This is a genomic window from Winogradskyella sp. (assembly GCF_016744625.1).
Lineage (GTDB): Bacteria > Bacteroidota > Bacteroidia > Flavobacteriales > Flavobacteriaceae > Winogradskyella.
Genome location: NZ_JADGDZ010000001.1, coordinates 56198 through 69880 on the forward strand (window position 1 = coordinate 56198; position 13683 = coordinate 69880).

General features: G+C 33.0%; 15 protein-coding genes. 13 read left to right on the forward strand and 2 right to left on the reverse strand.

What is annotated here, in order from left to right; translation table 11 throughout:
• The first annotated feature begins 51 nt into the window (after positions 1-51).
• From serS to QZZ53_RS00255, 13 genes are all read left to right on the forward strand, one after another.
• Complete coding sequence (serS, locus tag QZZ53_RS00195) at positions 52-1323, forward strand: serine--tRNA ligase (protein ID WP_296380203.1); 1272 nt, start codon at positions 52-54, stop codon at positions 1321-1323.
• Positions 1324-1722: 399 nt separating this feature from the next.
• Positions 1723-3507 (forward strand): tetratricopeptide repeat protein, encoded by a 1785-nt coding sequence (locus QZZ53_RS00200; protein ID WP_296380205.1) that lies wholly within the window; start codon positions 1723-1725, stop codon positions 3505-3507.
• Between the two features lie 42 nt (positions 3508-3549).
• Positions 3550-3870: a DUF4286 family protein gene (locus QZZ53_RS00205; RefSeq protein WP_296380208.1), complete on the forward strand. Its 321-nt coding sequence runs from the start codon at positions 3550-3552 to the stop codon at positions 3868-3870.
• Between the two features lie 75 nt (positions 3871-3945).
• Entirely contained in the window at positions 3946-4734 is a 789-nt protein-coding gene (gene rsmA / locus QZZ53_RS00210; protein WP_296380210.1) for a 16S rRNA (adenine(1518)-N(6)/adenine(1519)-N(6))-dimethyltransferase RsmA, read from the forward strand.
• Positions 4735-4822: 88 nt separating this feature from the next.
• Positions 4823-6193, forward strand: a complete 1371-nt coding sequence (mgtE, locus tag QZZ53_RS00215) for a magnesium transporter (protein WP_296380212.1) — start codon at positions 4823-4825, stop codon at positions 6191-6193.
• Positions 6194-6263: 70 nt separating this feature from the next.
• Positions 6264-6629 carry a cupin domain-containing protein gene (locus QZZ53_RS00220; protein ID WP_296380214.1) on the forward strand — a complete coding sequence of 122 codons (366 nt, stop codon included), beginning with the start codon at positions 6264-6266 and terminating at the stop codon, positions 6627-6629.
• A gap of 45 nt (positions 6630-6674) precedes the next feature.
• The gene (locus tag QZZ53_RS00225) at positions 6675-7652 is read left to right on the forward strand and encodes a 2-hydroxyacid dehydrogenase (RefSeq protein WP_296380216.1); all 978 of its coding nucleotides are present in this window, start codon (positions 6675-6677) and stop codon (positions 7650-7652) included.
• 9 nt (positions 7653-7661) lie between these two features.
• Positions 7662-8072, forward strand: coding sequence for a response regulator transcription factor (locus tag QZZ53_RS00230; RefSeq protein WP_296380218.1), 411 nt, complete (start codon positions 7662-7664; stop codon positions 8070-8072).
• 105 nt (positions 8073-8177) lie between these two features.
• Complete coding sequence (locus tag QZZ53_RS00235) at positions 8178-8687, forward strand: DUF4199 domain-containing protein (protein WP_296380219.1); 510 nt, start codon at positions 8178-8180, stop codon at positions 8685-8687.
• A gap of 5 nt (positions 8688-8692) precedes the next feature.
• The gene (locus QZZ53_RS00240) at positions 8693-9148 is read left to right on the forward strand and encodes a DUF1801 domain-containing protein (protein ID WP_296380220.1); all 456 of its coding nucleotides are present in this window, start codon (positions 8693-8695) and stop codon (positions 9146-9148) included.
• Between the two features lie 5 nt (positions 9149-9153).
• Positions 9154-9540 carry a VOC family protein gene (locus QZZ53_RS00245; RefSeq protein ID WP_296380222.1) on the forward strand — a complete coding sequence of 129 codons (387 nt, stop codon included), beginning with the start codon at positions 9154-9156 and terminating at the stop codon, positions 9538-9540.
• Between the two features lie 50 nt (positions 9541-9590).
• Positions 9591-10133: a hypothetical protein gene (locus tag QZZ53_RS00250; RefSeq protein WP_296380224.1), complete on the forward strand. Its 543-nt coding sequence runs from the start codon at positions 9591-9593 to the stop codon at positions 10131-10133.
• Between the two features lie 54 nt (positions 10134-10187).
• The gene (locus tag QZZ53_RS00255) at positions 10188-10688 is read left to right on the forward strand and encodes an NINE protein (protein ID WP_296380226.1); all 501 of its coding nucleotides are present in this window, start codon (positions 10188-10190) and stop codon (positions 10686-10688) included.
• Positions 10689-10758: 70 nt separating this feature from the next.
• Here the strand turns inward: QZZ53_RS00255 and QZZ53_RS00260 are convergent, their stop codons facing one another.
• Together QZZ53_RS00260 and QZZ53_RS00265 are read right to left on the reverse strand one after the other, a co-directional pair.
• Entirely contained in the window at positions 10759-11772 is a 1014-nt protein-coding gene (locus tag QZZ53_RS00260) for a carboxypeptidase-like regulatory domain-containing protein (RefSeq protein WP_296380228.1), read from the reverse strand.
• Positions 11759-13591 (reverse strand): lysophospholipid acyltransferase family protein, encoded by a 1833-nt coding sequence (locus QZZ53_RS00265; protein WP_296380230.1) that lies wholly within the window; start codon positions 13589-13591, stop codon positions 11759-11761. Before QZZ53_RS00265 ends, QZZ53_RS00260 begins: the two co-directional genes overlap by 14 nt.
• Between the last annotated feature and the right edge of the window lie 92 nt (positions 13592-13683).

The window sequence follows — 13683 nt, forward strand, 5'->3', positions numbered from 1 at the left end:
TTTGTTTCTTGTTTTTACTGCACTATTTGGTGCAAAATCAAAATCAGAGATATGTTACAAGTTGCATTTATTAGAGAAAATAAAGAAGACATCATTACACGTTTAGCGAAGCGAAACATCGACGCTACAGAAATGATTAATGAGGCTATTAATTTAGATGAAGACCGAAGAGCACTACAAACTAAATTAGACAATACAAAAGCTGATTCAAATACTTTATCTAAAGAGATTGGCAACTTATATAAGTCTGGCGAAGCTCAAAAAGCTAATCTTCTAAAAGAAAAGACCACACAATTAAAAGAAACTACTAAGAGTTTAGAACAAGAGCTTAATGACAAGGTTGATGCATTGACTGAATTATTGTATAAAATTCCTAATGTACCGCACGCATCTGTACCTAGTGGCAATTCAGAAGAAGACAATGAAGAAATCCATAACGAAGGGGATATTCCTACTTTACATAGTGATGCTTTACCACATTGGGAACTTGCCAAAAAATATGACATCATAGATTTTGAACTTGGTAATAAAATTACTGGAGCCGGTTTCCCTGTTTACAAAGGAAAAGGTGCAAGATTGCAACGTGCTCTAATTGCTTACTTTTTAGATAAAAACACAGAAGCCGGCTATACAGAATACCAATTACCGCTTCTAGTAAACGAGGCATCTTGCTATGGTACAGGACAATTACCAGACAAAGAGGGACAGATGTATCACGACTCACGCGACGATCTATACTTAATACCAACCGCAGAAGTACCTGGTACAAATGTATTTAGAGATGTATTACTGAGTGAAACCGATTTACCTATTGGTATTACAGGTTACACACCATGTTTTAGACGTGAAGCAGGAAGTTATGGCGCACATGTTCGTGGACTAAATAGATTGCACCAATTTGACAAAGTAGAAATTATTCGTGTGGAGCATCCTGATAATTCATACAAAGCTTTTGATGGTATGATAGAGCATGTTAAAGATATTTTACGCGAGCTTAAATTACCATTTAGAATATTAAGATTATGTGGTGGAGATACCGGTTTTCCAGCGGCAATGACCTACGATTTTGAGGTCTTTTCAACAGCACAAGATCGTTGGCTCGAAATTTCTTCGGTTTCTAATTTTGAAACTTATCAGGCCAATCGTTTAAAACTACGTTTTAAAAACAGTGAAGGTAAAAATGAATTATGCCATACTTTAAACGGAAGTTCATTGGCTTTACCAAGGGTCTTAGCTGGGATTTTAGAAAATTATCAAACCGAAAATGGTATTGAAATTCCTGAAGCTTTAGTGCCTTACACTGGTTTTAGCACTATTTCATAACAATTGATTTCACTCCTTATTATTTCTATTATGTTAAAAAAATAGGGTTTTTGTCGATTTTATATGTATTTCTTCGTTTATTTTAATTATTTTTATCAAGTTAGTAGTCCCAATCTAGAACTAACCTAATTATGAAAAACATTAAACGCATTGTATTACTCATTGCATTAGTTGTTATGGTAACCAAAGTTTTGTTTTAACTATAAATTAGAAATAGTATAATAGTAAGACACCAAACAAAGTAATTGAATCATATTTATAACGAATAATGGTTAATAGCACATTTATTTTGCTGGTCAAAATGCCTAAACGTAAAGTTTAGGCATTTTTTATAAAGTGATTTAACTAACATTTACAATATCTAGGTTTAGCATTTGTTATATTTACACAAACGCTCACATGCAGAAGACCTTTTTAATCATATTCGCTCTATTCGCACTCAATTTTGGCTTTGCTCAAAATAGTGAAGTCCTTGCTGATAGCTACTACAAAAAAGGAGAGTTTAAAAAAGCACTAATTATTTACGAAAATTTAAATAAAGAAAAACCTTATAGTTATAAATTCATCTATAAATTAGTAGATACTCATCAGCAATTAGAACAATATGACGCAGCTGAAAACATCCTAGTTCAACACTTAGCAAAAAGACGAAATCCAACATTAATTATTGAGTTAGGTTACAATTTTCAACTTAAAGATAGTATAGATAGAGCTTCAATATTATATGATGAAGCGATTGCCTTTATTGACGAAAAGCCAAACTATATTTATAGTATTGCTAAAAAATTTGAAGATCATTCCTTGTCAGAACAAGCCATACGCGTCTATGACAAAGGCAAACTACTGACTCCAGATAAAAATTATAGCATTCAGTTGGCACGTATCTATGGAGACCAAGGTAATATTGAAAAAATGTTTGCCAACTATATTGATTATATCGCATATAAGCCAAATTATCTCAATAATATAAAACGTGCCGTAAGTGATTTTATTTCCGAAAATAGAACTAATGAAAACAACACCTATTTAAGACGTGCATTGTTGAAAAAAATTCAGCAAGAACCAAATGAATATTGGTACGAAATGCTCAGTTGGTTGTATGTACAAGAGAAGGCATATAACAAATCCTTTATTCAAGAAAAAGCACTTTACAAGCGTAATCCAGAAAGTTTAGACCGCATCATAGAATTAGCTGTTACGTCACTTAATGATAATGATGACGAAACTGCTAAAGACATTTTCAATTACATTTTAGAAACTACACAAGATGCTGGTACAGCTTTAACAGCACATCAGTATATTTTAGAGATTGACACTAAAAATGCAAGTGCCAAAGAATTGAAACGTATTGATGAAACCTACAATAGCTTATTAAATGAATTTGGGAAATCAGAATTAACACTTCCTTTGCAATTGGCTTATGGTGAGTTTTTAGCCTTCCATCAAAAAGACACTAAAAGTGCTACTTCATTTCTGAGAAAAAGTTTAAAACTGAATATTTCCGATTTTCAAGAAGCAAAAGTGAAGTTATTGTTGGCTGATATTTTAGTGCTTCAAGAAAAATTCAATGAAGCTTTAATATTCTATTCTCAAATTCAGGCGAATTTAAAGAACAGCACCATTTCTCAAGAAGCACGATTTAAAGTCGCAAAAACAAGTTACTACAAAGGAGATTTTGATTGGGCAGAATCTCAACTAAAGATTCTGAAATCTTCGACATCGCAATTGATTGCAAATGATGCTTTAGATTTAAAGTTGTTGATTTCTGATAATAAATTTGAAGACAGTACACAAACTGCTCTTAAATATTATGCCAAAGCAGATTTGTTTAACTTTCAGAATAAAACAGATGACGCCATTTCTCTTTTAGATAAAATACTAGAAGAACATAAAGGCGAAAGTATCACAGACCAAGCCTTATACCAACAAGCAAAACTTTTTGAGAAAAAAAAACAATACAACAAAGCAGAGGCTAACTATTTGCAAATTATAAAAGACTGGAGAGAGGACATATTAGCTGACGATGCACACTACTATTTAGCTGAACTTTACAACACTCATATAGCAAAGCCAGAAGACGCCAAACAACTCTACGAAAAAATCATCTTTGAGTTCGAAGACAGTATCTATTTTATTGAAGCGCGGAAGAAGTTTAGGATGCTGAGAGGAGATGCCATTAATTAACTTCATATTCTTACTTTTGCCATATTACCAATTCCACACAACATGATCATATACAACGTCACTGTAAACGTAGATAAAACCATAAAAAAAGAATGGTTAAACTGGATAAAAGAGCACATTCCAGAAGTATTAGCTACAGGGAAATTTAAAGAAGCGAAATTGACCAAAGTCTTAGTTGCAGATGATGAAACAGATACGTATTCTATTCAATATAGAGCAAATTCTAGAGAAGCTTTAGATGCATATTACGCAGAAGATGCGGAGCGCTTAAGAGGTGATGGATTAAAACGCTTTGCAGACAAGTCATTGGCATTTAGAACAGAATTAGAAGTTATTGACGAGTATTCCGTTAACTTCAATTAATTTTGTCATTCCTATGCAGGCAGATAACCCTTTAAGTTCAGCGTGGCAAATTCATAATTAAATATCCAAATATTCGTGGCAAACCATAACCAAGTAAAAGCAAAAAAACATCTAGGTCAACATTTTTTAGAAGATGAATCTATTGCACAAGACATTGCGGATAGTTTATCGTTAGAAGGCTATAAGGATGTTTTAGAAATTGGCCCAGGAATGGGAGTATTAACCAAATATTTACTTAAAAAAAACACCACAACATATGTTATTGAAATTGACACAGAATCTGTAGAATACCTAAAAAACAACTATCTCAACCTTGCGGATCGCATCATAGAAAAAGACTTTTTAAAATACGATTTAAATCTAATATTTAAAGACAAGTCTTTCGCCATCATTGGTAACTTTCCTTACAACATATCGTCTCAAATTCTATTTAAAACTTTAGAACTAAGGCATCAAATTCCTGAATTTTCAGGCATGTTTCAAAAAGAAGTTGCTAAACGTATCTGCTCTAAAGAAGGCTCTAAAGTCTATGGAATTTTATCTGTGCTAACTCAGGCATTTTATGATGCCGAATATTTATTTACAGTGCCTCCAACAGTTTTTAATCCACCACCAAAGGTAGATTCTGGTGTATTATTACTAAAAAGAAAAGCCGACTTCAAATTACCATGCGATGAAAAACTATTCTTTAGAGTTGTAAAAACTGGCTTTCAGCAACGTAGAAAAACATTGCGCAATAGTTTAAAAACATTCAATCTGTCGGATAATTTAAAAGCAAATACTATATTTGGGCAGCGACCAGAGCAATTAAGTGTTTCTCAATTTATTGAGCTGACGTCGCTAATTGAAAATGACATTAACTAACAACGTCATTGCGAACGCAGTGTGGCAATCTGTCTCTAATTAAAGAGATTACCACGTCCTTCGTCCTCGCAATGACGGAAAGCATCACGTGGAAGAAACCCAAGATAACATACAATTTCAGCTTACTGATGAACTCATTGATAAAGTAGAGATTCTTGTCGAAAATGAAAACGACCAAGAACTCAAAGTCCTTTTAAATGAATTTCACCATGCTGATATTGCAGAAATTCTAGATGAATTAGATCTCGATGATGCAGTTTATGTTATTAAACTTCTAGATTCTGAATTGACCTCAGACATCCTAATGGAGTTAGATGAAGATGACAGAGAAGACATTCTTAAAAACCTTTCCGCTAAAGAAATTGCTGAAGAAGTTGAAGAGTTAGATACTGATGATGCAACAGATATCATTTCGGAACTTTCTGAAGAGCGTCAGGTAGCTGTAATTTCTCAAATTGAAGACGAAGAGCATAAAGCAGAAATTCAAGAACTTCTTACTTATGATGATGATACAGCTGGTGGTCTTATGGCAAAAGAACTCGTTAAAGTTTACGAAACTTGGACCGTTGCTGGTTGCTTACGTCGTATTAGAGGGCAAGCGAAAGAAGTCACTAGAGTGCATTCTATTTATGTCGTCGATAAAGAAGAAAAATTAATTGGCCGCCTGTCTTTAAAAGATTTAATTGTTGCCAAAAGCGAACAAAAAATTGCTGATATAGCTAAGGACAGTGTCGATTTTGTTAATGTAAATGACGATGCAGAAGGTGTTGCAAAAGTGATGACGAAATATGATTTGGAGGCCATTCCTGTAGTTGATGAGAACCAAACTTTATTAGGTAGAATTACTATTGACGACATTGTAGATGTCCTAAAAGAAGAAGCCGATAAAGATTACCAATTGGCTGCTGGTATTACCCAAGATGTAGAAGCTGATGATAGTATTATAGAATTAACTAGAGCTCGTTTGCCTTGGTTATTTCTCGGATTAATTGGTGGTGTTGGAGCTTTCATTATTATGGAAGGCTTTCAAGAATCATTTAATAAATATGCTGTTTTATTCTTTTTCACACCTCTAATTGCTGCAATGGCTGGTAACGTTGGTGTGCAATCTAGTGCCATTATTGTACAAGGTTTAGCTAATGATGATGTTAAAGGAAGTATTAATAGTAGATTAATAAAAGAGATGTTACTTGCTGCCCTTAATGGAACAATCTTAGCCTTATTCCTATTCTTATTTGTTTGGATCTCTAAAGGTGATTTTTATACAGCCTTGGCGATTTCTGTTTCCTTAATTGCTGTGATTATTGTTGCTGGACTTATTGGCACATTCGTCCCTCTATTTTTAAATAAAAGAGGTATTGATCCCGCTATTGCAACAGGACCTTTTATTACAACAAGTAATGATATCTTCGGAATCTTAATTTACTTCTGGATAGCAAAAATGATTTTAGGAATTTAAGTTTTAGATGCTCGCTCTAATTTGTCATACTGAACTTGTTTCAGTATCTTTTTATACTTAATTTTATATTATGAAAGCATTAAACATTAAAGAAAAATTTACAAAATTTAGTAAAAACTGGCATCCACATCAGATTGCTGTAGTTGATGATATGCAAGTGATTCTCGCTAAATTAAAAGGTGAGTTTGTTTGGCATAGCCATGATAATGAAGACGAGTTATTTCAGGTTATAAAAGGCACTCTTTATATGCAGTTTAGAGATAGAACCGAAATAATTAATGAAGGTGAAATTATTGTTGTACCAAAAGGTGTTGAACATAACCCTACCACCAAAAATGATGAAGAAGTACACGTTCTTTTATTTGAAAAGCTAAACACCGCTCATACAGGAAATGTAAAACACGAGCGCACTCAAACTGAATATCCTAAAATCTAAATAAATTGTCAGGTTGAGCGCGCAGTCGAAACCTAAAAATAGATTATGAAAATCCTTCACCTAGATTCTAATCATCCCTTACTCATAAATCAACTCAACGATTTAGGCTTCACTAATCATGAAGATTATTCCTCTCCTAAATCAGAAATTGAAGCTAAAATTGCTGAATACGATGGTATGATTATTAGAAGTCGTTTTAGCATTGACAAACAATTCCTAGACGCAGCAAAAAACCTAAAATTCATTGGACGTATTGGTGCTGGCTTAGAAAATATCGATTGTGATTACGCAGAAGAAAAAGGCATTTATCTTATCTCTGCACCAGAAGGCAATAGAAATGCTGTTGGAGAACATACTTTAGGAATGTTGTTATCCTTATTCAACAAACTCAATAAAGCTGATAAAGAAGTAATCCAAGGTAAATGGTTGCGAGAAGCTAATCGTGGATTAGAATTAGACGGAAAAACTGTTGGACTTATTGGTTATGGCAATATGGGAAAAGCCTTTGCTAAAAAACTAAGAGGTTTTGATGTCGAAGTGCTTTGTTATGATATTAAGGGCAATGTTGGTGATGAAAATTGTAAGCAAGTCGCATTAGAAGAACTTCAAGAGAAAGCTGATGTTTTGAGTTTACACACACCGCAAACTCCTTTAACTTTAAATATGGTGAATTCAGAATTCATTAATAATTTCAAAAAATCATTTTGGTTGATTAATACTGCTCGTGGAAAAAGTGTTATCACTCAAGATTTAGTTTCTGCTCTAGATTCTGGGAAAATTTTAGGTGCTGGATTAGACGTTTTAGAATATGAGAAATCATCATTCGAGAATTTATTTAAAGTAGAAGAATCTAAATTTAGATGGATGCGAAAAGGCAAAAAATCAAATTTACCAGAAGCATTTCAATATCTTATTAATGCAGATAACGTATTACTGACACCTCATGTTGCTGGTTGGACCATTGAGAGCAATATCAAATTAGCCCAAACCATAGTAGATAAGATTAAAGCAAAATTTTGCTAATTTTATAACATGAAGAAAACCGTTCTTGTTTTTGGATTACTAATATTAGCATTGCTATTATTATTCCAATTTAGTAAGTACACGCTAATAAGTGGAGACTTACAAATCGAATACATTATGGCATTTGTTGCCCTTGCCTTTTTGGGTATAGGACTATTCATAAATAAAAGAACTCAAAAACAAAGACCTCTTCCTAATCGTGAAATTGATTTAAACAAAGTGGAAGAATTAGGTTTAAGCAAACGCGAATATGAAGTCTTAAAAGAAGTCGCTCTTGGATTATCTAATCAAGAGATTGCAGGGAAATTATTTGTTTCAGAAAGCACTATAAAAACACATGTATCTAATCTTCTTGTAAAACTAAATGCTAAACGACGAACTCAAGCAATTCAAATTTCAAAAAACTTAAATATCATTTAAATTCTTAGTTTTACGACTAAAGTATCATCTATTTGGTACTTTAGTATGAGCCTTCCATCTCTCCTTCTTCCTACTTTTGGCAAACTAATCAAAACATAAATAAAAATGAAAAACACAGTAATTAAGTATGGTCTTTATGCACTATTAAGTGGCTTTGTATTATTTGGTTTGCCCTTCATGTTTGGAATGGGTGTTGACTTTGACTACGGAGAACTTATTGGCTATACGTCAATGATAATCTCTCTATTGTTTGTTTATTTCGGCATTAAACATTATCGCGATAAAGTCAATGGAGGAAAAGTATCTTTGGGTAAGGCAATCGGAATTGGTATGCTCATTGCTTTATTTTCTGCGGTTGGTGTTGCTATCTTTGATTATATATACACTACTCAAATAAATCCTGATTTTGCAAGCGAGTATATAGAATATTCAATTAAGAAAATGGAAGCCACTTTATCTCCAGCTGAGTTAAAAGTGAAAAGCGCTGAATTAACACAACAAATGAAAGATTATGGTAGTCCTTGGATTATGGCGCTAATGATGTTTGTAACGGTTGTAATTCTAGGATTTATTATATCTTTAATTTCAGGATTAATTCTACAACGCAAAAACTAAGCATTATGACATCAGCAGCAACAACTCCAGAAGAATACATCGAACAGCTTCCAGAAGATAGAAAAGCACCAATAACTAAATTAAACAACCTTATAAAAAAGCACATGCCAAAAGGCTTAGAAGCTGGTATGGGTTATGGTATGTTAGCTTATTATGTACCAAAATCAATTTATCCAGCTGGCTATCATTGTAAACCGTTTCCGCCTTTACCTTTTATAAATTTAGCATCACAGAAAAACTTTATTGCTTTATACCATTCTGGTATGTATGCAAAAAAAGAATTATATGATTGGTTTGTTTCAGAATATCCTAAACATTGCAAGTACAAATTAGATATGGGTAAAAGCTGTGTGCGTTTTAAAAAAATAGATGATATCCCTTATAATTTAATAGAACAGCTTATGAGTAAAATGTCTGTTGAAGAATGGATAGGTATTTATGAAAACGCATTAAAAAAATAAAGTTTATGAAAAAACGAGTTACAGGAATAGGAGGCTTATTTTTTAAAACCAAAGATCCAAAAGCTTCAAAAGACTGGTATAAAAAACATCTAGGTTTTAACACAGATGATTATGGATGCACCTTTTGGTGGAAAGATAAAGAAGGGAAGGACTGCTCAACACAATGGAGTCCGTTTGCTGAAGATACTAAATATTATGAGCCTTCGAAAAAAGACTTTATGTTTAACTATCGTGTTGAAAACTTAAAGGAATTACTAGTGACTTTAAAAGAAGAAGGTGTCACAATAGTAGGAGAAATGGAAGAATACGATTACGGTAAGTTTGGCTGGATACTCGATAACGATGGCAACAAAATAGAACTTTGGGAACCTATGGACAAGGCCTTTTTATAATACTGTAACTAATTGCACTATTTTTATACATATAATTAAATACTTATTTCATGACTGAAGACAACAATAACTTAGAAGAAGAAACAACAAACGCGGTAGAACACACTGCAGAAGCCGTAACTGATTCTGCAGATGCCATTACAGATAAAGCTGATACCTTAAAAGAAAATGCTTCTGAAGCTTTCGATACCGCAAAAGAGAAAGCTAGTGAATTAGCCAATGACGCTAAAGAAGTTTTAGGTAATGTAAAAGATAAGGCGACAGAGTTTATTAATGAAGATGCTAAAGAAATGTTGGGCAACGCAAAAGAAAAAGCAACTGAATTTGCAGATGCTGCTAAGGAAAAGGCGTCGCATTTAGCAGAAGATGCTAAGGAAACTTATACTGAAGCAAAAGAAAAAGCCCAAGAGTTTGCTGAAGAAGCTAGTGAAAAATTGAGTGAATTTGCAGATGAAGCAAAAGAAAAGGCTTCTGAATTTACTGATGCTGCCGAAGACAAATTAGAGGATTTAGCAGAAGATGCTAAGGAAACTTATACTGAAGCAAAAGAAAAAACTAAAGGCTTTTTTCAAAAGTTATTCGGAAAGAAATAAAAGCATTTCGAGCATTTTTATTAACTTTAAAGTTCTAACCAAAACGACAAAAAGATGTCAGACGACAATAAAGATTTAGGCGATGATCTTAACGATATGTTAGGTGATGCTAAAGAAGGAACAAAAAAAGCAGCAGATAAAGTCAGCGAAAAAGCAAGTGAATTAGCAGATGACGCTAAAGAACTTGCAGGTGAAGCTAAAGAAAAAGCCGCTGAGTTTGCTGAAGATGCTAAAGAAACGGCTACTGAATTTGTAGATAATGCTAAAGAAGCTTTTAACAGTGCTTCTGGTGATAATAAAAAAGTTTTAGCAGGTGTTTTAGGTATTATATTAGGCTGGGCTGGAGTACATAAATTTATTCTAGGTTACAATAAAGAAGGGTTTATTCTTCTTGGAATTTTCCTCTTGTCTATTCCTCTCACATGTGTAATTATCGGTGCTTTTACTATCTACATACCAATGATTATTGGACTTGTTGAAGGCATTATTTATTTAACAAAATCGGATGAAGAATTTTACAATACTTACCAAGCTGGTAAAAAACCTTGGTTCTAAAAAAAATAAAAGATTTTAATTATTAAAACCCAGAACTCACATTCTGGGTTTTTTGTTTTTTACAATTTCATTAATTATTAAGCCCATAATCCGAAGGCAAAGAATCACCAACACGCTGACTTCCCATAGCTCCACTAAAATACACACCTATAATTGGTGTATAATTGCCATAAGTATCCACAAGAAACTCATCAATCTCTAATTGTAATCCCGATTGAAATTTGTTGTTATATAAAATGGCAACCTTATCACTTAAAATTACTTTTTTAAAGTCAGAATCCTTTATGTCTTCTACTGTGAAATGATCCCATTCTTCAACTCTAAATCTCTTATGGTAGATCTCATAGCCTTCATTTCTAATATTTGCATTAAACAATGAACGCATAAAATGTTGTACAGAACCTCTATAAGCTAATTCTCTATTCTCAATAATTTTATTTTTTTCAGATCCTTTTATATTTTTATAGAATGACGTTCCTATATAGGTTACTGAATTTGGTATAAATGTTCTTGTTGCTACATCCACATGACGATAATTGACTTCAAAATCTATCATATTATAAGCAATCTCATACCTCAAAGCTTTATTTTTTACTTTAACAGTTACTTTAGAGCTTACATACAGTGCCTTGTTTTGCTTATCATATTTTAATATTAAATCCTCTTCATTTAATATTTTGCAAGATTTACCAAACTTAGAGATGCCTAAAAACTCTTTTCTAAATAATCGTAGCTTTTGCCTTCGAGTTAGTCCATCATCGTATTCTATATAAACTTCATCTAATGCGACATTTGCTTCAACAAGTTCTATGATGATATTATTTCTAGTCCTATAATCAGGTATTAAAATCACTTGATAACCTAAGTAAGAAATCACTAAAGAAGACTGAACAGCATCTGTATAGGTGATTGCAAATTCGCCTTTTTCGTTTGTTGTGGTTCCTATTGTTGTATTATCAAAATAAACAGCAGCAGTTTCAATTGGTTGCTGTGTCATTTTATCAATTACACGTCCAGAAAAAGTTTGCGAAATACAAAATAAAGGTAAAATTAGACTTAGAATACAAACTCTACTTATCCTCATGATTATCCATGAATTTGCGCTCTAATTCGGCTTGGAATTCTTCCATTACAGGTCTTACTGTACTTTCTGGAAGATCGGCAATTTTAATATACATTAGCCCATCTACCGCATTATTGAATAAAGGATCTACATTAAAACCAATAAGTTTGCAATTTTGCTTAATGTACTTTTTGAGTAAAACAGGAAGACGTAAAGCACCTGGCTCAACTTCATCAATAATCTTGTCAAATTTATTTAGGTCAGCTTCTGTAGCATCGAATACAAAGTCTTTATCTGCATCTTTAAGCTTTACCTTAAACTCCTTTTTAGGATGTACATATTGCGCCACATACGGATCGTAATAATGTGATTTCATAAACTCAATCATCAAACTCTTAGAAAAATTTGAAAACTGATTACTGATACTTACTCCACCTATTAAGAATTTATGCTCAGGATAGCGCAAAGTGGTATGTACAATACCTTTCCAAAGTAAAAAGAGTGGCATTGGTTTTTGCTGATATTCTTTAATAATAAAAGCCCTTCCTAACTCTAAAGATTGACTCATCATTTTATAGAGTTCAGGTTCAAAACGAAACAAGTCTTGAAGATAAAATCCATCGATGCCAAAACGTTCAAAAATTTTAGAACCTAATCCCATCCTGTAAGCGCCAGCCAATACTTTCTTATCGTTATCCCATAAAAACATGTGATGATAATAGGTGTCAAACTTATCTAAATCTATAGCCTCGTTAGTGCCTTCACCAACTTCTCTAAATGTAATCTCTCTAAGCCTACCAACCTCTCGCAAAATATTAGGCATATCTTCAGCAGCAGCTAAATAAACCTCATAATTTTTACTCGTTAAAAGTTTACAGTCTTTTACTTTCAAAGCCTCTACCTCAGCAATCATAACCTCAGGATCAATAGGAGTTACTATACGCTTTGGCGGTTTAGGTACTTTTAATTGAGATTGAAGATTATCTAAAATCTTTGGCTTATCCTCAAAAGTCTTAGATAACATGTACGTTTTTATCCTCAGAAATTCTGAGAAATCTGAAAGACTTGGATGTTCTTTTTGAGCTTTTACAGAGATAGGCTTACCAACTCTAACCTTAATAATGCGACGTTTTTGAGTTAGTAATTCCGACGGTAACTTTGCTGTTCTCAGCGTATCGCTTAATTTAGAGAGTCTGTAAAATAATCGACTGTTTTTGGCATGAAAATAAATAGGAACAACAGGAACATTAGCCTTTTGAATTAGCTTCATAGCGGCTTCTTCCCATTCTTTATCTACAACTAACTTTCCATCTTTATACGTAGAAACTTCACCAGCCGGAAAAACACCCAATGGATGCCCTTCTCTTAAATGTAATATGGCATTTTTAAAACCAGCAATGCTACTTTTCACATCCTTTCTGTCTTCAAAAGGATTCACTGGCATTATATAAGGCTTCAATGGCTCTATACGATGTAATAGGAAATTAGCAATAATTTTAAAATCACTGCGCTGTTCTATCATCAACTTTAATAATAAAATACCATCAATACCACCTAGAGGGTGATTAGAAATCGTAATATAAGGTCCTTCTTTAGGTAAGCGTTTCATATCTGCTTCAGGAATTTCAAATTTAATCTGAAATTCATCCAAAATGCCATCTAAAAACTCAAGATTATTAAGGTGCTTGTTACGATTGTAGATTTTGTTGAGTGTAGAGATTTTAAGGACTTTCATCAATATCCAACCAAAAAAAGTACCTAAGAAACCGTACTTATCAGCATGGATTGCCTTAGCGACTTCTTTAGCGGTTACTAATCCAGTATCAGATGATTTCCCCATAAAACAAATATAACAACTATTTACTCGCTAAGCGAGGTTTGAATATTTCAATGCGACATCAAAATATTAAACATTAATTTAAAATAATACCT